A 20,037-nucleotide genomic window follows, 5' to 3' on the forward strand; every position below is an offset into this window, starting at 1 on the left:
AATTCTCCAACTTGGACCTGTATATCTAGACATAAAAATATCCTCCAATAAAAATAATTATTTGGAGTAAAATAATCACTGTATACTTAGTATTCGTGCATATTGCTTTGCAATTTTCACCTCAGCAGCCGTGAGGGTACTAGTTGAACCTAATAGGCATCAATATGTTGACGAGCTTACCGTATACTGCTGCATTATTTTACACAAAGATTATTTTATGATTAATAGTCTTAATTGTCAATTGTTATATGGTTTTCGAAGACTTTTACAAATTCTTCTAGTAGTTTTTGATCATCTTCTGAGAAACGATTTAAAATAGGAGCATCAATGTCTAATACACCATAGGAAATTCCATCTTTAGAAATTGGAATAACGATTTCAGATTTACTATTTGAATCACATGCAATGTGACCAGGGAATTGATTAACGTCTTCCACTCTAAGTGTCTTGTTTTCTTTAAATGATGTACCACAGACACCATTTCCAACAGGGATGTGAACACAAGCGACCTTACCTTGGAATGGGCCAAGTATTAATTCGTTCTTATCATCTACGTATGTATAAAAACCTGCCCAACTAACATCTTCAAGTTCTTGCATAAGTAATGCCGAAGCATTTGCCATGTTGGCAACATTATTATGTTCGTCAGTTAATAATGCGTCTAATTGTTGTGCTAACATTGAATTGATTTCCATCTCTGAAAAACTCCTTTATATATTGGTAATAGGTATTTTAATAATTATCACGTATGATATAATTAAATAATGTAAATTAGTTTATTATTAAAACATTAAAAATTCAAACAATTAATACAAAAAAATACAATAATACAAAAATAAGGGGATAGATATAAAAATGATTGATTTGGTAATTCTTGGGATAGTAGTTATCTTGGTTATATTTGTAGCTTCATTTATATACAAAAATAGTCTAATTAAAAAAATAGATGATGTTGAATCACACAAAAATCAAATCGCCGACTCAACAGTAGGGGATTCGCTTGAAGCTACTTCTAAAATCAAGTTAAATGGTGAATCATACAATCATTTTAATCAATATAAAGATGAATATAATAAGATTTTTAACACTGAATTATTATCTATCCAACGTGATTTAGATGAGGCTAGAAGATATGCCAGCAGTTTTAAATTACTATCAGCAAATGCATTAGTTACTGACATTATCGAAGATCTTAAAAGAACTGAACAAGTGATTGATAACGTAGAAAAAGGATTATTGCAATTACAAACTCTTGATTCAGAACATAGAGAAGCAGTTGATAATATTGAATCAACTTTAAGAGAAATCAATCAACAATTGCTAGCACAAAATTATTCATTTGGACCAAGTAGTGAAAAACTTGAAGATAAGCTAAATTCTATCAAGGAAGTATATGACGAATTTGTAGAATCAACTGAAAATGGTGACCAAGACAAATCAGAAAAATTATTGGACCAAATTAACGTTTCAATCCAAGAATTAGATGATTTAATGAAGTTAATCCCTGATACATATGCTGCGCTATCAAAGGAATTCCCTAGACAGTTAGATGAAATTGATCGTGGACATAGTACTATGATTCAAACAGATTACAACTTTATTGATGATGAATTTGAAGAAACACTAAAAGCGCTTAAGGAAGCATGCCAAGATGGATTGAATTCTCTATGTACTTTGGATATTCCCGAAACTAAGAAAACAAGTAGATACATTGAAGATACTATTGACTCATTATATGAACTTATGGAAAAAGAAATCGTTTCAAAACGTAAGGTTAAAAAGAATCTTAGTTTGATTTATGATTACATTTTTCATGCAAAGAACCAAAATAGAATCTTGCTAGAAGAATTAGATGGATTAAGCAAAAACTACAATTTAGAACATAATGAACTAGAAGATGCTAATGAACTATCTGATAAAATTGAACAAATTGAAAGTATCTACAATGAAGATGCTGAAACTATTACTAACAAGAAGGCTGTTTATTCTGTTATTCAAAGACATCAACAAGATGCCAAGCAAGAACTAAGTGCGATTGAAAAACGTCAAAAAGATATTAATGACTCTGTTGCAGATTTGAGTGAAGAAGAAAGAGTAGCTAGAGATAGCTTACAAAAATTTGATTTACAGTTATTAACAATCAGAAGACGAATTGATAACTTAAATCTTCCAGGTCTAACAGAAGATTTCTTGGAACGTTATGATTATGTATATAACGATGTTCAAAAACTTTCATCATCCATTAATCAAGTTAAGATTAGTATGGATGAAATCAACCAAAAACTAGCTAACATTTCTGATTCAATGAATGATTTAATTCATGATACAGATAATATCGTTGATAGTGCCATGTTAGCTGAAAGATTAATGCAATACGCTAATAGATATCGTAATGATAATGCTGAAATTGACGAAGCATGCGCTAAGGCTAAAGAATACTTTGATATTCGTTTCCAATACGAAAAGAGTTTAGCAACAATTGCAGCTGCAATTGAAAAAGTTAACCCAGGTGCATATAAGCAAATTGAAACAGAATATTACGATGAAAAAAACAACACTAAATAAGAAGAAGTAACGCGTTTAGATCTAAACGTTACTTCTTTTTTTCTGTTATAATGTCTAATATAGCTAAGTCGGACAAATAAAAAAATGAAGAAGGGTAATAATGATATACTTTGACAATAGTGCAACTACTAAACCAGATGATTCTGTAGTAGCGACTTATGATAAAGTAAGTAAGGATTTTTGGGGAAATCCATCTAGTTTACATCAATTTGGTGAACAATCATTTAACTTATTGGAACAATCTAGATCACAAATTGCGAAGTTGCTAGGAGTGCTACCTAGTGAAATTTTATTCACAAGTGGTGGTACGGAAGGTGATAATTGGGCCATTAAGGGAACTGCAATGGAAAAAAGAGCTTATGGTAATCACATTATCACAAGCACTGTTGAACATCCTGCGGTTAAAAACTCAATTGAACAGCTAACACAATTAGGATTTGAAGCCACATATCTACCAGTTGATGACGAAGGTCGAATATCCGTAGAAGATTTACGAAAAGCAATTAGACCTTCTACAATTTTAGTTAGCATTATGGCTGTTAATAATGAAATTGGGACTATTCAACCCATTAAAGAAGTCGCTGAACTTTTAAAAGACTACCCTAATATCAGTTATCATATTGATGCCGTACAAGGGATTGGTAAAGGAATCCACGACTTAATTTTTAATGATCGTGTTGACTTTGCGACATTCTCTGGACATAAGTTCCACGCTCCAAGAGGGGTTGGCTTTATGTACAAAAGAAGCGGTAAAAAGATTGCGCCACTTATCACGGGTGGTGGCCAAGAAAGAAACTTAAGAAGTAGTACTGAAAACCTACCAGCGATTGCTGCAATGGCAAGAGCGGTTCGTTTATTACTTGATGATCAAGACAAAAAGGTTGCAAAACAACTTGAAATCAAGCAAAATATTCTAAGTCATATTTCTCAATTTGATAAAGTCAAAATTTTCTCAAAGGATAATACAGGATTTGCGCCACACATTCTTTGTTTCGCAATTTTAGGTGTACGTGGCGAAACTGTAGTTCATGCTTTTGAGAGCTTTGGAATTTACATTTCAACTACAAGTGCTTGTTCTTCTAAAAGACATGTTGCTTCAGGTACCTTATCAGCTATGAAAGTTGATGAGGATGAATCAACAAGCGCTGTTAGAATATCTTTGGATGAACATAATTCGTTAGAAGAAGCTAATAAATTTAACGAAGTATTTGATGAATTATATGAAAGATTTAAAAAGATTAACTCTTAGAAAGGAAATCCGTTAATGCAATACACTGAAATAATGGTTAGATACGGTGAATTATCCACAAAGGGTAAAAACCGTAAAGACTTTATTAAGCAATTAGGTAAAAACGTTGATAGAGTATTACATGATTTTGAAAACTTGAAGGTTTCAGCTAAACGAGATCGTTTACATGTTACTTTAAACGGGGATGACTCTGATAAAGTAATTGAAAGATTAAAAGACGTGTTTGGAATTGAAAACTTCTCACCATCAATTAAAGTTGATAAAGACATTGAAGCTGTTAAAGAAATGGCTGTAAAGATGATTAGTAATCAATTTAAGGATGGGATGACATTCAAGATTGATACTCGTCGTCAAGACAAGCATTTTCCTATGGATACTCATGACATCAATGATGCCTTGGGTGGATATATTTTAGAAAATGTTAAGGGAATTAAAGTTCAAATGAAAGATCCTGACATTAAGCTTCGAGTTGAAGTTAGAATGAATGGAATCTTCTTATCAAGCGAAACAATTCCTGGAGCAGGAGGACTTCCAGTTGGTACTGGTGGACGTGCGACAATGATGCTTTCTGGAGGAATTGACTCTCCAGTTGCAGCTTACATGGGGATGAAACGTGGAGTTAAATTAGACATGATTCATTTCTACAGTCCTCCATATACTAGTGAACAAGCACTAGCAAAAGCAAAAGAATTAGCTGGTAAGTTAACTCGTTTTGGTGGAAACATTCAGTTCATTCAAGTTCCTTTTACTGAAATTCAAGAAGAAATTAAAGAAAAGGTTCCTGAAGGTTACTTGATGACCATTCAAAGAAGAATGATGCTAAGATTAGCTGCTAAGCTAACTTTAGATAGACATTGTAAAGGTGTCTTCACTGGTGAATCACTTGGTCAAGTGGCTTCACAAACATTGGAAAGCATGATGGCTATTAATGACGTTACAACTGTACCAGTATTAAAACCATTAATTTCAATGGATAAGACTGAAATCATCAAGATTGCTGAAAAAATTGATACTTATGATTTATCAATTATGCCTTTTGAAGATTGTTGTACTGTCTTTACACCACCTGCACCAAAAACTAAACCTGATTTGGAAAAGACCAGAGCTTGTGAAAAGTTAATTGATGTTGAAGCATTAATGCAAAGATCATTAGAAAAAGTACAAATCATTGATATCAAACCAGGGGAAGAATTCTTGAATGCTCAAGAAGATGTATTCGCTGAACTACTATAATTAATCAAAAAGCTATCTAATCCTTAGATAGCTTTTTTGCTTGCAATTTAATCGTGTAAGTTGTATTTTATTTAACTAGTAAGTCATAACTAAGGAGAATTTAAAATGGAATTAAAATTTTTAGAAAAACCAGTCCAAACAATTAAAGAACCAATGGAAAAAGGGGAAGCTTTACCAGAATTTACTGTATTAGATGCAAAGGGTAACTCATTTACTAATGTTGATTTTAAGGGTAAACCAGCATTGATTTTAACTGTTCCTGATGTGAACTCACGTGCATGTAGTCTAGAAGCAAAGAAATTTAACAGAAAATCAGATAAGTACGAAAACGTTGATTTTTATACTATTTCAAAAAACACTGTTGAAGAACAAAGCGAATGGTGTGCTGCTAAAGGTGTAGAAAGCATGCATTTACTTTCAGATGCTGACAACGACTTTGGAATGGCTTCAGGAACATATGTTAAGGACATCGACGCACTTGCAAGAATGATTTTTGCTATTGATGAAAACGGCGAAATCGTTTACCGTCAAGTTGTTGAAGAAATTGGTTCACAACCTGATTTTAACGAAGCACTTGATGTAGTTGAAAATTTAAATAAATAGAGTTGACGGTTGGCTAAAAATTGTCTAATATAATCTGTATAGAGTTTAAATGCGAAGATCAAGAGAGTAATCTAAGTTCTGCGATATAGAGAAAAGATGATTAGGTGAAACATCTTTCCAGTAATTTAGGTGAAGGTAACTTGTGAGCATTCATATTGATTTTGATAATTTAGATATGAACGGGCCATCGTTAACTGGTTAAGAGAAAGTATGTAAATACTTTAAATTAGGTGGTACCGCGAGCACTTCGTCCTATTAGGATGAGGTGCTTTTTTTATTTACTGGAGGGAAAGCAAATGGCAAAAGAAACAGAAATGTCAACTAAATATGACCATAATGACGTTGAAACTGGACGTTATGAAAAATGGTTAGAACAAGACGTCTTTAAACCAAGTGGTGACAAAAAGGCTAAACCATATTCAATCGTTTTACCACCACCAAATGTTACTGGTAAGCTACATTTAGGTCATGCGTGGGATACAACATTACAAGATATGTTAATTAGACAAAAGAGAATGTTAGGATATGACACTCTTTGGGTTCCTGGTATGGATCATGCTGGTATCGCTACACAAGCTAAAGTGGAAGCTAAGTTGAGAGAACAAGGTATTTCACGTTACGACTTAGGCCGTGAAAAGTTTGTTGATAAAGTATGGGAATGGAAAGATGAATACGCTGCAACTATCAAGAAGCAATGGGCTAAAATGGGATTATCACTAGATTATTCTCGTGAAAGATTCACTTTAGACGATGGTTTATCTGATGCTGTTCGCAAAGTCTTCGTTGATTTATACAACCAAGGATTAATTTACCGTGGTGAATATATCATTAACTGGGATCCACAAGCTCAAACAGCTTTATCAGATATCGAAGTTATTCATAAGGATGACCAAGGTGCCTTTTACCATGTTAAATACCCATTTGTTGATGGAACTACCTTTGATGGTAAAGACTACATTGAAATTGCTACTACCCGTCCAGAAACTATGTTTGGTGACGTTGCAGTTGCTGTTAATCCAAGTGATGAAAGATATAAAGATATTGTTGGTAAGAAGATTATGGTTCCTCTAGTTAATAGAGAAATTCCAATTATTGCTGACCAATATGTTGATCCTGAATTTGGAACAGGGATGGTTAAGATTACACCAGCCCATGACCCTAATGACTTTAAGGTCGGAAATCGTCATGATTTGAAACGTATTAACACCATGAATGGTGACGCAACAATGAATGAAAATGCCGGTAAATACGTCGGTATGGACCGCTTTGATGCTAGAAAAGCAATGGTAGCTGACTTAGAAGAACAAGGATTTATGCTAAAGATTGATCCAATCGTTCACTCTGTTGGTCATTCAGAAAGAACCGGAGTTCAAGTTGAATCAAGACTATCAACTCAATGGTTCGTTAAAATGCAACCACTTGCTGATAAAGCAGTTAAAAATCAATCAACAGATGACAAGGTTAGCTTTGTTCCTGAAAGATTTGAAAATACATTTACTCAATGGATGGACAACATTCATGATTGGGTAATTTCTAGACAATTATGGTGGGGTCACCGTATTCCAGCTTGGTACCACAAAGAAACTGGTGAAATGTACGTTGGAATGGAAGCGCCTAAAGATGTTGAAAATTGGGAACAAGATCCTGATGTTTTAGATACATGGTTCTCATCAGCATTATGGCCATTCTCAACTTTAGGTTGGCCTGATAAAAATTCAGAAGACTTCAAACGTTACTTCCCAACTAATACTTTAGTTACTGGATATGACATTATCTTCTTCTGGGTATCAAGAATGATTTTCCAAAGTCTTACATTTACTGACCGTAGACCATTTAAGGATGTTTTACTTCACGGACTAATGCGTGATGCACAAGGTCGTAAGATGAGTAAGTCTCTAGGTAATGGGATTGACCCAATGGATGTTATCGATAAGTATGGTGTTGATGCTTTACGTTGGTTCTTAGCTACTGGTAATACTGCAGGACAAGACGTAAGATTTAGCTATGAAAAGATTGAATCTGCATGGAACTTCATTAACAAGTTATGGAACGCCAGTCGTTACGTAATTATGAATTTAGGAGATATGGAAAAACCAGAACTTCCTGATTCATCAGAATGGAACTTAGCAGATAAATGGATTTTAAGTAAGCTAAACAGTGTTGTGAACCAAGTTACTGATCAATTTGAAAAGTATAACTTTGGTGAAGCAGGTCGTGCACTATATGACTTCATTTGGAATGACTTCTGTGATTGGTACATCGAAATGAGTAAAGAAACACTTACAGGTGATGATGCCAAAGCTAAAGACAACACTAGAAACATTCTTGCATACACACTGGACAAGATTCTTAAGTTAATGCATCCAATGATGCCATTTGTTACTGAAAAGATTTGGTTAACAATGCCTCATGAAGGTGAATCAATTGTGGTTTCACAATATCCTGTAAACCATGATGAATTCAATGATGCTAAAGCTGAAAAAGATATGTCTGCTTTGATTGAGTTAATTAAGGTAGTAAGAAATATCAGATCACAAGCTAATGCACCAATGTCATCATCAATTGACTTATTAATTAAGACTGATAATGAAGACTTGAAGAATATCTTCAATGAAAACAAGCATTACATTGATAGATTCTGTCATCCAAAAGAATTATCAATTGGATCAGATATCGTTGCTCCTAAGTTAGCGATGACTGGTATTATTACAGATGCTGAAATCAGTATTCCTTTAGCAGAGCTAGTTGATCTTGATGAAGAAATCGCTAGAATTGAAAAGGAAATCGAAACTTATACTTTTGAAGTACAACGTGCTGAAAAGAAACTATCAAACAAAAAATTTGTTGATAACGCTCCAGAAGACGTTGTTAATGCTGAAAAAGAAAAGCAATCTGATAACCAATCTAAACTAGAAGCTGCAAAACAAAGACTAGAAGAAATTAAAAGTCAAAAATAGAAAAGAGCCGGGAGGATTGATGCCCGGCTTTTTTTGAAAGAATGGTGATTTAACAATGGATTATGAAGATGCATTGGCGTTTATTCATGGTAGATATAAATTCAAAAAACATGCTAATTTAGATACAATTAAAAGACTTTTAAAAGAACTTGGTAATCCTGAACAGAAGTTAAAAATAATCCATGTAGGTGGAACTAACGGTAAAGGATCAACAGTATCATATTTAAAAAACATTTTTATGGCTGAAGGGAAAACGGTCGGAACCTTTACATCACCATTCATAACTAGATTCAACGAACGAATTAGTGTTAATGGTGAACCAATTTCTGATGATGATTTAGTTGATTTAGTGGCAACGATTAAGCCAATTGTTGATAAATTGGATGCAGAACTAGCAGAAGATCGACCAACAGAGTTTGAAATAATTACCGCAATGATGTTTTTATTCTTCTCGCAACAACCAATTGATGTGGCGATTGTCGAAGTTGGAATTGGCGGAATTCTGGATTCAACAAATGTGATTACTCCAATTGTTTCAGTTATAACTACTATCGGAATGGATCACATGCAACTTTTAGGTAATACAATTAGAGAAATTTCTGAACAAAAAGCTGGAATAATTAAAGAAAATCGTGCCGTAGTGGTCGGAAATGTATCAGATGAAGCAATGGAAGTTTTTATTTCAAAAGCAAATAATACAAAATCTTCATTATATTCTTTTGGAAATCAATTCACTATTAGTGACTTAAAAAATACCAATAGATGGACGCAGACGTTTGATTATGAAGATAATCAAATTGTGATTAGAAAATTAGAATCACAATTGTTGGGAGAATATCAATCACATAATGCTGCCTGTGCTATCAAAGCGTATTGCTTGTTTAAAGAATTCGCTAATGAAGATGCAAGCAGGGATGTAATTACCAAAGGAATAAAGAAAACAACTTGGCCAGGTCGATTTGAAAGAGTGAATGAATCACCATTAGTAGTATTAGACGGAGCCCATAATGTTGACGCGATGAATCAATTAAAGAAACTAATTAAAAATTATTTTAATGGCACAGAAATATACATTATTATTGGGATTTTATCTGATAAGAGTTATATGGAGATGCTAAACATTATTGGGTCAATAAACAATGCCCATCTGGTATTAACTAAGTTTGAAGCTTACGGGAGTAGACAAAGTGTAGATGTTGATGAAATCGCTAGTTCGATTAAAGCCAAAAATGATGTACAAGTGATTGATGATTGGCATGAAGCAATTGCGACTGTTGCATCTGAAGTATCCGATGATGACATGATATTGGTTACTGGATCACTTTATTTCATATCTGATGTCAGAAAGTTATTTACAAATGAATAAAAAAATCATTAAAATTGAAAAAGTTTAATGATAAATATTGTAAAATCGTATACACTAGAGGATGTTATTAAAATAAAGAAATAACTATGGTATACTGATAAAGTGAATTTAAATATGTATATTTAAAAAGGTGAAATTAAAAATAGCCAGCCAAATGTATTATGAAGGGATGAAAAACTGTGTTTGGATTTGGAACTAAAAACATTGGTATCGATTTAGGTACTGCTAACACAATCGTCTATGTAGATGGTAAAGAAATCGTGTTAAGAGAACCTTCAGTTGTTGCTAAAAACACAAAAACTGGAGAAATTGTTGCAGTTGGACAAGAAGCTAGAGATATGATTGGTCGTACTCCAGCAAGTATTTCTGCTATTAGACCTATGAAAGACGGTGTAATTGCTGATTATGAAACTACTGTTACAATGTTAAAATACTACATTAACAAAGCTGTGGGTAACTCAGGAAAACCATATGTAATGGTTTGTGTACCCAGTGGAATTACAGCCGTTGAAAAGAGAGCCGTTATTGATGCAACTCGTGTTGCTGGAGCAAAGGATGCTTACGTAATTGAAGAACCATTTGCTGCTGCTATCGGTGCAGGTCTTCCTATTATGGATCCAAAAGGTAGCATGGTTGTTGATATTGGTGGTGGAACTACTGATGTTGCAACAATTTCATTAGGTGGAATTGTTTCAAGTAGATCACTACGTGTTGCTGGTGACCGTTTGAATGATGCCATTGCTGCATACATTCGTAAGAACTACAATCTTTTAATTGGTGAAAGAACTGCTGAAAGATTAAAATGGGAAATCGGTTCAGCTTCAGTTGAAGAAGCTAAGAACATGGAAAATGTTACTATCAGAGGTAGATACCTATTAACAGGTTTACCAAAGAGTATCGAAATTACTGCTGAAGATGTTGCTCGAGCAATTGCAGAACCAATCCAAGAAATTATTGGTACTGTAAAGGAAACCCTTGAAGAAACATCACCAGAAATTTCAGCTGATGTTATTGATCATGGAATTGTTTTAACTGGTGGTGGAGCTTTACTAAAGAACTTACCACAAGTTATTTCAGAAGCTACAAAGGTTCCTGTTTCAATTGCTAATAACCCGCTTGATTGTGTTGCAATCGGAACTGGTGAATCACTAAAGAGCATCGACATTATGAAGAGAAAATAGTTTAGATAAGCGGGGAGGATATCTTCCCGCTTATTTGCTAGTTCGGAGGACTTATTATGCGAAAATTTTTCTCCAATCGAAAATGGATGACATTTGCTGTGATTTTTATTATCTGTTTAGCATTTATTTCATTTTCTGTATCCACTAGAAATAAGAAATCAATGCCACCATTTATTCAAAGATTCGGCAATGACGTGGTTGGAATTGTGGGATGGACTGTTTCAGGACCATCTAATGCGTTAAGACATGCAGGTGAAACTGTTAATAATTTAATTAACACATATAAAGAAAACCAAAGACTAAAAGCACAAGTGGAAACTGTAACTGCTACAAAGGTGAGAGACCAAGCATTACAAAAAGAAAACAGTCAGCTAAAACGTGAGTTAGATATCAAAGATGGATTAACTGACTACAACCCAATTGTTGCTGAAGTATTGGTTAGAACACCTTCTGCATGGCAAAATCAATTTGTAATTAATAAAGGTAAATCTGCCGGTATTCAAAAGAATATGTCTGTGTTAGGTGCTAAGGGACTTATCGGAAGAGTGATTGAAGTTAATAACACTAACAGTAAAGTTGAATTAATCTCAGATACTGTTGACTCTGATGATAAGTTCTCTGTTGAAGCAATTAATTCTAGCGGTCAAGTCGTAAATGGAATTATTAACGGGTATGATCGAAAGACTGGTCAATTAATCATTGGTCATTTGAATACAAAAGTGAAACTTAAAGTGAATGATAAGGTATCTACTAATGGTTTAGGTGGATTAACACCAAAGGGAATTTACATTGGTAAAATTGCAAAAGTAACAAGTGATGATTTTGGAACTGCTACTAAAGTGTATGTAAAAACACCTGCCGATATGAACGATTTAGAAGTAGTTACCGTTGTTAATAAATAAATTTTGAGGTGATTAAGCATGAAAAAGTATTATCCAATTAGATATGTATTTATAATTGGTTTATTCATCGCGTTTTTTCTTGATGGATCAATTTCATTAATCTTTAGTCATCTTTTATTTGGTAATTTTGTTTTTGTTCCTAATCTAACTTTCATTTGGCTTTTTTTTGGAATGTACTTTATAAATAGAACCAATGAGCATATTGAGATGTGGGCAGCTATAATCGGGTTAGTCTTCGATTTGTTCTATACTGGAATCATTGGTGTTAATGTTATAATTTTTCCATTGGCTATTTATATCGGAAAGAAATTATACCAATACTTACCAACAAACGTATTAATGGGAATTTTATCATTTGGAATAAATGTAATTTTGATTAATATGCTTTCGTTTGGTTTAAATCGATTAATGCATGCAACAAACTATTCTGGTAGTTATTTTATAATCCATGCAATGATTCCTACTTTAATATTCAATCTAATTATTTTTATGATTTTATTTATTCCAGTGGGAGTATTGTTCGATAGAATTGAATAATTAAACATGATATAAGAGGGAGTATCTAATTAAATGCAATCAGTAGTACTTAAAGGAACAAAAGATGGATATGAGTTAATTTTAAAAGAAACTGCAAGTATTAGAGAGATACTTGTTGATTTAAAACAACTTTTAGAGGATCTTAGCGAAGAAAGTAAGAAAAACAGTAACAAGCTTAGTTTAAATGTTCAATTAGGTAATAGATTAATGTCAGATGGAGCTAAAAATGATATTATTAAGTTAGTTGAGGAATATGACAATTTAGAAATTGGCAATTTTTTAACTAATGTTATTACCAAAGAAGAATCTCAAAAGATTATGGCGCAAAATAACGTTGATGTTATGAGTAGAGTCATAAGAAATGGTCAAGAAGTAAACATCGATGGTGATGTTTTGTTCTTTGGTAAAATCCATGAAGGTGGTAAATTATTTGCTACTGGAAATATTTACAATATGGGAATTGTTGAAGGAATCGTTCAAGCAGGATTTCCAGATGATGAAAGTAAGCTAATAATTGGTAATTTACATACTGCTCAGCAAGTTCGCGTGGGTGAACAATACGATATTGTTTCTGATAAGCCAATTGAAGACTCTGAAAAAACAGTTGTATATGTAAATGATCTACATGTTTTAAGCTATGGTAAAATAAAAAATCTAAAAGAGATTAATCCTAAGTTCTTTAATCGAATTGGAGGTATTGAGTAATGGGAAAAGCCATTGTAATTACATCAGGTAAAGGTGGAGTTGGTAAGACAACTTCAAGTGCAAATGTCGGAATTGCGTTAGCAATGATGGGTAAAAGAGTTTGTTTAATCGATTTAGATATCGGTTTGAGAAATCTAGATGTTGTAATGGGATTAGATAATCGTGTTATGTACGACATCGTTGATGTGGCAACTGGAAGAGTAAAGCTAGTTCAAGCAATGGTAAAAGACAAACGTTTCGATGATTTGTTATACCTATTACCAGCTGCACAAAATACTGATAAAACTGCTTTAAATGAAGAACAAGTTAAAAGTATCGTTGACGAATTAAAACCTGATTTTGATTATGTATTTATTGATTGTCCTGCCGGTATCGAACAAGGATTTATCAATGCTGTATCAGGTGCCGATGGTGCGATTGTTGTTACTACACCTGAAATTTCAGCAGTTCGTGATGCTGATAGAGTAATTGGTTTATTAGAACAACATCCATTACAAGAAACACCTAAACTAATTATCAACCGTATTAGAAAGTCACTAATGAACGATGATAACTATATGGATGTGGATGAAATTACCACTCATCTTGGAATTGATTTATTAGGAATCATTTTAGATGATGATAAGGTAATTAGTACTTCTAACCATGGTGAATCAATTGTTATGAACCCTGATAATCCAACTGCTCAAGGATACAGAAACGTATCTAGAAGACTTGAAGGAGAAACTGTTCCTTTAATGAAAATTGATGCTTCAAAAGAAAGTACTTGGGATAAATTTAAGCACTTATTTAAACGTAATTAATATAATTATTGATTAAATGATAATTATAAGTTATTCTATTAACATTAAAACTTTGATCAGGAATTCGTTTATGGATGAATCGTAGAGAGCCTATGTAGCTGAGAAATAGGTATTCTACATAAACATTCACGCCTGTGAGTTGTTATTCTGAACGTAATTAGGAATAAACCGGTGCAACCGTTATCTGCGAGTCTTATGACTCATTAAGCTATTTTGTGTGAACAAAATAGGAAATTAGGTGGAACCACGTTTTCAAACGTCCTTTTGGCAAATGCCAAAAGGGCGTTTTTTTATTAAGGAGGATTAAAGATGCAATATATATTAGAAATATTACCTTCATTATTTTCTGGGGTAGTAACTACTTTAGAAATTTTTGTTTTAACAATTGTACTATCAATTCCGTTGGGAATTATTGTTTCACTAGCATTGACTGGAAAAAGTATTATCAAGTTAATCTTTGAATTCTATGTCTGGATCATGCGTGGAACACCGCTATTATTACAACTTATTTTTATTTTCTACGGGTTACCAATTATTGGAATTGTATTTCCTAGATTTGAAGCAGCATTATTCGCATTTACATTAAACTACGCAGCATATTTCGCTGAAATATTTAGAGGTGGTTTTCAATCAATTCCAAATAATCAATTTGAAAGCGCTAAGATGCTTAGATTGAGTCGTTGGCAAACTTTACGCAAAGTAATTATTCCACAAGTCGTAAAAATCGTATTACCATCAATTGGAAATGAAGTAATTAACTTAGTTAAAGATTCATCACTAGTTTATGTAATTGGAATTGGCGACTTATTACAAGCTGGTAATATCGCCACAGCAAGAGACGTTACATTAGTACCGTTGATTTTAGTTGCTATATTCTACTTGGCATTAACTGCGATATTAACTATTGCGTTACGTAAATTAGAACAACACTTTGATTACTGGAGATAGAAAGGGGGAATAGTCATGTTTAAAGTAATTAAATTAAATAAGAGTTTTCAAGGTAAAACAATTATTAAGGATATGGATTTATCAGTAGATGATGATGAAATTTTAAGTATCGTTGGACCTTCAGGTGCTGGTAAAACAACTTTACTTAGATGTATTACTGGATTAGAACAACCGGATTCTGGTAAGTTTATTTTAGATGGAAAAGAAATTGATCCATCAGATTCAACTCAATCTGTTATTGGTGTTGTATTCCAAGATTTTGGATTATTCCCTAATCTAACGGTAATTGAGAATATTATTTTAGCTCCACAATTAGTTTTGAAAAAATCAAAAGATGAAGCTAAAAAAGAGGCTCAAGAGTTAATTGATAAACTAGATTTAACTGGAAAAGAAACACTATACCCATATCAATTATCCGGTGGACAAAAACAACGCGTGGCAATTGTTAGAACATTAGCAATGCATCCTAAGATTATTTGTTATGACGAACCAACATCTGCTTTGGATCCAAAACTTAGTGAAGAAGTTGGAAAGATTATATTAGATTTAAAACAACAAAAAATAACACAGCTTGTGGTAACTCACGATATGTCATTTGCTAAACAAGTTGCTGATAAGGTGAAAGAAGTTAAACCATTTAAAGAGGGGGAATAGTATAATGTCGAAAAAGATAAAATATAGTGGCATATTCACAATTCTTCTGTTAACTATCTTCATCCTAACTGGTTGTTCTTCGGTTACTAAAAGAGCAGATCATTACGATAATTGGAATAGAATTAAGCAAAGCAAAAAGATTACTATTGGTCTAGATGTTACTTTTGTTCCAATGGGGTTTGAAAACAAGAGTGGAAAAATCACTGGATTTGATGTTGATTTAGCTAACGCTGTATTTAAGAAATATGGAATTAAAGCAGTATTTCAACCAATCGATTGGTCCATGAACGTTACAGAACTTCGCAATACAACGATTGATTTAATTTGGAATGGTTTTTCGATTACTCCAGAACGAGAAAAAGTGGTAAACTTTAGTACACCATATTTGTCCAATGACCAAGAATTAGTAACTCTTAAATCTTCTAACATTAATAAATTTAGTGATATGAAGGGCAAATATTTGGGAGCACAAAGTGGTTCGTCCGGACTAAATGATATAAATGATCAACCGCAATTATTGAGAAAGTATATTAAGAATCAATCACCAATTTTGTATAACTCTTTTACTAATGCATTTATTGATTTGAATCACGGTAGAATTAGTGGATTATTAATTGATAGCACTTATGCTAACTATTACATTGCACACCAACCTAATCCAGATGATTACAAGATTGTAACAGGTGCTTTCCCAAGAGAAGAATTTGGTGTCGGAATTAGAAAAGGCGATAAAACATTAAAAAATAAGATTAATATCGCTTTGAAACAATTAGCTAAATCCGGAGAACTTAAAAAGATTTGTGAAAAATGGTTCGGTAAAAATTATAGAACACCACTTTTAAAAATAACTAAGCAAACTAAGTAGAGGTGAATTTGATGAATATAGCGATTAATGATGGAGTGGAATTAAATGTTATTCCTGAGGATAAATTTAAAACTATTTCCTTTACTGTAGACTTAATTGCAGAAAATGAAAAAGAAAATTTAGCTAAACGTGCTGTCTTAGCTGAATTAATGGAAATTAGTAATGAAGATTATTCAACTCAATCTAAATTAGCTAGAAAGCTTTCATCAATGTATGGAGCAACTTTTGGGACTAATGTTTTGAGATATGGAAATTTATCAGTTTTAAGAATTTCATTGAGCATTCCTAATCCAAAATTTTTTGATTCATCAGAAAATATACTAAATGAAGCAATTGAATTTTTAAAAGGTGTATTATTCCACCCGTTAGTTAGTGATGGAAGTTACGATGAAAAAACGTTTGAATTGCAAAGAAAAAATATGAAGAAGTATGTTTCTTCGATCGCTGATAATAAGCGGTTCTTTGCTTCCACTAAGTTAAAAGAATTATTCTTCAAAAATGATATCAATCGCGGGATATTCTTGTATGGCCGAGAAGATGATTATGACGATATCTCAGCTAAGGAAGAGTATGATTATTATCAAGAAGTAATGGCAAACGATAACGTTAAAATATCTGTTATCGGGGATGTTAACGAATCAAATATGCTAGATTTATTTAAATCATTTGAGTTTGGACAAAAGTCATCGATAAGACGAATTATATCTTTATCTGACTTTGCTGTTAATAAAGAAGTTGAAGTTGTCAAAAAACAAATTAATTCTTCACAAAGCTATTTAAACATGGGATATAGACTGCCTGTTTTTTATGATGACGATGAGTTTATGGCGGCAGTCTTATTCAATGCTGTTTTTGGTGGAACCCCACAATCAAAATTATTTAAAAATGTAAGAGAAAAGAATAGTTTAGCTTATAGCGCAAGTAGCAGTTATAGCTCAATTAATGGATTTTTAATGGTATCTACAGGAATAAACGCCAGAAACTATCAAAAGGTTATTGATATAGTTGAGGAACAACTAAATGAAATGATCAACGGAAATATTGATTTAGATACGTTGAACAGTATTAAAGCTGAAATGATAAACGCTAAGAAGTCCGTTTTAGATAGTCCTAGACAAAGTATTGAACAAGAATTTACTAACACTTTATTAAATAGAAAAGTTTCCTTTGCAGAATGGGAACAATCTGTTTTATCGGTTAGCGTTTCGGATATAGCTAGGGTAGCTAGAAAGTTAAAATTAAATTCAATTTTCTTTTTAGAAGGGCGGATTAAAAGTGGAGATTAAAAATTATCAACAATATGGCGATAAAGTTTATATTGATGAATTAGAAAATGGTTTATCAGTAGTGATGATTCCCAAATCTGGATATCATAAAACTTATGCTACTTTTTCAGTCAATTATGGTTCTATTGATACCACGATTAATGGAAAAAAATATCCAGCAGGAATTGCTCACTTTCTAGAACATAAAATGTTTGATAAGAAAGATCATGATTCAATGGATGTTTTTTCTAAATATGGGGCATCATCAAATGCATTTACTAACTTCAATAAAACTAGTTATTTATTTGCAACAACTGATAATGTTCATGACAACTTAATGGAACTTCTTGATTTTGTTCAAGATCCTTATTTTGATGAACAAAAAGTTGAAAAAGAAAAAGGGATTATTGGACAGGAAATAAGTATGTATGATGATAATCCGGGTTCGGTATTATTTTTCAAAACGATTCAAAATATGTATCCCGATACACCACTTAATGTTGATATTGCAGGTAGTCAAGAATCAATTAATAAGATAACTAAAGATGATTTATACGATTCATATAATTACTTCTATCAACCTAACAACATGCAACTTACCATTGTAGGAGATATCAATCCTGATGAAACATTAGGATGGGTCATTGATAATCAAAAGCAAAAGAGTTCTCCAAACGTAAGATCAATTAATAAAACACTAATTGAATCTAACGATATAGTTAAAGAAACCACGCAAGAAATGGATGTTAGCATACCTAAAGTAGCAATTGGAATTAAAGGTAGTAGCGAATTTAATAACGATATCAAATATGAATTATCAATTTCACTATTATTACAAATGCTGCTTTCAGAAGGATCAGAAGTATATGAAAACCTCTATAACAAAGGTATTATTGATGATTCATTTGGCTTCGATTTTGATTGTGAAGATCAATTTAATTATGCAATCTTTGCTGGTGAAACTGATGATATAGATAGTTTTTATCAAGAAATTTCAAAAGTTCTATTTGATTTTGAAGATATTGTTAAAGAATTGAATGATGAATTTGAACTGATTAAGAGAGAAGAAATTGGTCAACATATTTCAATGATGAATTCAATTGAAGCAGTATCAAACAGTGTTAACGATAAGGATCATAACTATCGTAACTTGTATGATGAAATCGATATTATTAAATCTTTGCAATTAAGTGACATAATTTACTATGGTAAAATGTTATTAAAAGAAGAATTTATGGTGAAAAATATCATTTTACCTCAAAAATAAATGATAACGCGGTTTAGATTATTGGGTATGGTATGATATACTATAAATATAAAATAATAAATAAGTGGAGTAATACCTATGCAAAATAATAATGGAAAACAAGTAGAAATTGGTAAATCACTACAAGAATCGCGTATTGCAAAAGATATGTCTATTGATGACATTCAAAAGATTACCAAAATCCAAAAACATTATCTAGAAGCTATTGAGCAAGGTAACTTTGAAGAACTACCTGGGGAATTTTATGTTAGAGCTTTTATCAAACAATTCGCTGATACTGTCGGAATCGACGGAATTGAATTGTTGAATGAACATGATGAAAGCTTGCCTGATACTCAAAGCGAAGAATATGCTGAAAAAGTTTCAAAGGACGATGTAAACAAGAAGGTTGCACGTCGTAGCAAAGCTGAAAGAAAATCATCTTTCCGTAAACTATTACCAACTTTTGGAATCATCGTTGCTATTTTGGTAGTTGTTTTTGGGGTATGGGCTGTTGTTGTTCATACTAATAATTCTTCACAAACAAGTATTAGTAGTAGTTCAGTCTCTGTAACTGGTTCATCTGAATCTTCTGGTTCAGCTAGTTCATCAAGTAAAAAGGCTGATAAGTCAAAAGATGATCAATCAACTGAAACTAAAGTTAAAGAAGTAAGCACTACTAAATACGAAGTTACTGGACAAAAGACCAACAAAATCACTCTTGAAGCTTCTGCTAGAGCATGGTCATCAATCATGGCTGATAACAAGTCATTATTCCAAGGTCTTCAAAACTCTGGGGAAAAGAAAACAGTTGATGTTCCTGAAAACACTTCTAATGTTGTCATTTCCTTAGGTAACGTTAAGGGTTCAAAGATTATGATTAACGGAACAACTGTTAAGCTTGATGAAAAGACACCATTAACTACACAAATTACATTTACTTTTAAGAAATAAAAAA

The 20,037-nt window shown here is 32.6% G+C and carries 18 protein-coding genes and 2 other annotated features; of the genes, 17 read left to right on the forward strand and 1 reads right to left on the reverse strand.

The features are described 5' to 3' along the window. Positions 1–230 precede the first annotated feature (230 nt). Positions 231–695 (reverse strand): GAF domain-containing protein, encoded by a 465-nt coding sequence (locus tag M3005_RS02675; protein ID WP_293793484.1) that lies wholly within the window; start codon positions 693–695, stop codon positions 231–233. Positions 696–855: 160 nt separating this feature from the next. Between M3005_RS02675 and M3005_RS02680 the strand changes: the two genes are divergently transcribed. From M3005_RS02680 to M3005_RS02760, 17 genes are all read left to right on the forward strand, one after another. Beyond that, a complete protein-coding gene (locus M3005_RS02680; RefSeq protein WP_293793486.1) occupies positions 856–2,565 on the forward strand; it encodes a septation ring formation regulator EzrA in 1,710 nt (569 codons plus the stop codon). Between the two features lie 100 nt (positions 2,566–2,665). Beyond that, positions 2,666–3,814 (forward strand): cysteine desulfurase family protein, encoded by a 1,149-nt coding sequence (locus tag M3005_RS02685; RefSeq protein WP_293793487.1) that lies wholly within the window; start codon positions 2,666–2,668, stop codon positions 3,812–3,814. Between the two features lie 15 nt (positions 3,815–3,829). Beyond that, entirely contained in the window at positions 3,830–5,047 is a 1,218-nt protein-coding gene (thiI, locus tag M3005_RS02690; protein ID WP_053949853.1) for a tRNA uracil 4-sulfurtransferase ThiI, read from the forward strand. A 105-nt stretch (positions 5,048–5,152) separates the two neighbouring features. Further along, entirely contained in the window at positions 5,153–5,650 is a 498-nt protein-coding gene (locus M3005_RS02695) for a peroxiredoxin (RefSeq protein WP_293793489.1), read from the forward strand. A 45-nt stretch (positions 5,651–5,695) separates the two neighbouring features. Further along, positions 5,696–5,908: a binding site (T-box leader), on the forward strand. A 38-nt stretch (positions 5,909–5,946) separates the two neighbouring features. After that, complete coding sequence (locus M3005_RS02700) at positions 5,947–8,607, forward strand: valine--tRNA ligase (RefSeq protein WP_293793490.1); 2,661 nt, start codon at positions 5,947–5,949, stop codon at positions 8,605–8,607. A 55-nt stretch (positions 8,608–8,662) separates the two neighbouring features. Then, positions 8,663–9,973, forward strand: coding sequence for a bifunctional folylpolyglutamate synthase/dihydrofolate synthase (locus M3005_RS02705; RefSeq protein WP_293793491.1), 1,311 nt, complete (start codon positions 8,663–8,665; stop codon positions 9,971–9,973). A gap of 179 nt (positions 9,974–10,152) precedes the next feature. Beyond that, positions 10,153–11,154: a rod shape-determining protein gene (locus tag M3005_RS02710; RefSeq protein WP_293793492.1), complete on the forward strand. Its 1,002-nt coding sequence runs from the start codon at positions 10,153–10,155 to the stop codon at positions 11,152–11,154. 56 nt (positions 11,155–11,210) lie between these two features. Further along, positions 11,211–12,056 carry a rod shape-determining protein MreC gene (mreC, locus tag M3005_RS02715; RefSeq protein WP_293793493.1) on the forward strand — a complete coding sequence of 282 codons (846 nt, stop codon included), beginning with the start codon at positions 11,211–11,213 and terminating at the stop codon, positions 12,054–12,056. Positions 12,057–12,074: 18 nt separating this feature from the next. After that, on the forward strand, positions 12,075–12,593 hold the full coding sequence (gene mreD / locus M3005_RS02720) for a rod shape-determining protein MreD (RefSeq protein WP_293793496.1): 519 nt from the start codon (positions 12,075–12,077) through the stop codon (positions 12,591–12,593). A 33-nt stretch (positions 12,594–12,626) separates the two neighbouring features. Further along, positions 12,627–13,298 carry a septum site-determining protein MinC gene (locus tag M3005_RS02725; protein WP_293793498.1) on the forward strand — a complete coding sequence of 224 codons (672 nt, stop codon included), beginning with the start codon at positions 12,627–12,629 and terminating at the stop codon, positions 13,296–13,298. Continuing rightward, positions 13,298–14,101 (forward strand): septum site-determining protein MinD, encoded by an 804-nt coding sequence (minD, locus tag M3005_RS02730; protein ID WP_293793499.1) that lies wholly within the window; start codon positions 13,298–13,300, stop codon positions 14,099–14,101. The genes M3005_RS02725 and minD overlap by 1 nt, the downstream gene beginning before the upstream one ends. Positions 14,102–14,144: 43 nt before the next feature. After that, positions 14,145–14,368: a binding site (T-box leader), on the forward strand. Positions 14,369–14,410: 42 nt separating this feature from the next. Further along, positions 14,411–15,049 carry an amino acid ABC transporter permease gene (locus tag M3005_RS02735; protein WP_293793500.1) on the forward strand — a complete coding sequence of 213 codons (639 nt, stop codon included), beginning with the start codon at positions 14,411–14,413 and terminating at the stop codon, positions 15,047–15,049. Between the two features lie 15 nt (positions 15,050–15,064). After that, complete coding sequence (locus tag M3005_RS02740; RefSeq protein WP_293793501.1) at positions 15,065–15,703, forward strand: amino acid ABC transporter ATP-binding protein; 639 nt, start codon at positions 15,065–15,067, stop codon at positions 15,701–15,703. 4 nt (positions 15,704–15,707) lie between these two features. Continuing rightward, complete coding sequence (locus M3005_RS02745) at positions 15,708–16,568, forward strand: amino acid ABC transporter substrate-binding protein (protein ID WP_293793502.1); 861 nt, start codon at positions 15,708–15,710, stop codon at positions 16,566–16,568. Positions 16,569–16,579: 11 nt separating this feature from the next. Next, on the forward strand, positions 16,580–17,854 hold the full coding sequence (gene yfmF, locus M3005_RS02750; protein WP_293793503.1) for an EF-P 5-aminopentanol modification-associated protein YfmF: 1,275 nt from the start codon (positions 16,580–16,582) through the stop codon (positions 17,852–17,854). Then, positions 17,844–19,100: an EF-P 5-aminopentanol modification-associated protein YfmH gene (gene yfmH, locus M3005_RS02755; RefSeq protein ID WP_293793505.1), complete on the forward strand. Its 1,257-nt coding sequence runs from the start codon at positions 17,844–17,846 to the stop codon at positions 19,098–19,100. The genes yfmF and yfmH overlap by 11 nt, the downstream gene beginning before the upstream one ends. Positions 19,101–19,178: 78 nt before the next feature. Further along, positions 19,179–20,033, forward strand: a complete 855-nt coding sequence (locus M3005_RS02760; protein WP_293793506.1) for a helix-turn-helix domain-containing protein — start codon at positions 19,179–19,181, stop codon at positions 20,031–20,033. Positions 20,034–20,037: the final 4 nt, after the last annotated feature.

The organism is Apilactobacillus sp. (assembly GCF_025290035.1).
In the GTDB taxonomy this organism is placed as follows: domain Bacteria; phylum Bacillota; class Bacilli; order Lactobacillales; family Lactobacillaceae; genus Apilactobacillus.

What these genes read in the sequence shown, in the direction of transcription:
- thiI (WP_053949853.1), top strand. Translation starts at nt 3,830, where the DNA reads ATGCAATACACTGAAATAATGGTTAGATACGGTGAATTATCCACAAAG.
- M3005_RS02685 (WP_293793487.1), top strand. Translation starts at nt 2,666, where the DNA reads ATGATATACTTTGACAATAGTGCAACTACTAAACCAGATGATTCTGTA.
- M3005_RS02695 (WP_293793489.1), top strand. Translation starts at nt 5,153, where the DNA reads ATGGAATTAAAATTTTTAGAAAAACCAGTCCAAACAATTAAAGAACCA.
- M3005_RS02760 (WP_293793506.1), top strand. Translation starts at nt 19,179, where the DNA reads ATGCAAAATAATAATGGAAAACAAGTAGAAATTGGTAAATCACTACAA.
- mreD (WP_293793496.1), top strand. Translation starts at nt 12,075, where the DNA reads ATGAAAAAGTATTATCCAATTAGATATGTATTTATAATTGGTTTATTC.
- M3005_RS02700 (WP_293793490.1), top strand. Translation starts at nt 5,947, where the DNA reads ATGGCAAAAGAAACAGAAATGTCAACTAAATATGACCATAATGACGTT.
- mreC (WP_293793493.1), top strand. Translation starts at nt 11,211, where the DNA reads ATGCGAAAATTTTTCTCCAATCGAAAATGGATGACATTTGCTGTGATT.
- M3005_RS02745 (WP_293793502.1), top strand. Translation starts at nt 15,708, where the DNA reads ATGTCGAAAAAGATAAAATATAGTGGCATATTCACAATTCTTCTGTTA.
- yfmF (WP_293793503.1), top strand. Translation starts at nt 16,580, where the DNA reads ATGAATATAGCGATTAATGATGGAGTGGAATTAAATGTTATTCCTGAG.
- M3005_RS02740 (WP_293793501.1), top strand. Translation starts at nt 15,065, where the DNA reads ATGTTTAAAGTAATTAAATTAAATAAGAGTTTTCAAGGTAAAACAATT.
- M3005_RS02735 (WP_293793500.1), top strand. Translation starts at nt 14,411, where the DNA reads ATGCAATATATATTAGAAATATTACCTTCATTATTTTCTGGGGTAGTA.
- minD (WP_293793499.1), top strand. Translation starts at nt 13,298, where the DNA reads ATGGGAAAAGCCATTGTAATTACATCAGGTAAAGGTGGAGTTGGTAAG.
- M3005_RS02725 (WP_293793498.1), top strand. Translation starts at nt 12,627, where the DNA reads ATGCAATCAGTAGTACTTAAAGGAACAAAAGATGGATATGAGTTAATT.
- M3005_RS02680 (WP_293793486.1), top strand. Translation starts at nt 856, where the DNA reads ATGATTGATTTGGTAATTCTTGGGATAGTAGTTATCTTGGTTATATTT.
- M3005_RS02705 (WP_293793491.1), top strand. Translation starts at nt 8,663, where the DNA reads ATGGATTATGAAGATGCATTGGCGTTTATTCATGGTAGATATAAATTC.
- M3005_RS02675 (WP_293793484.1), bottom strand. Translation starts at nt 695, where the DNA reads ATGGAAATCAATTCAATGTTAGCACAACAATTAGACGCATTATTAACT.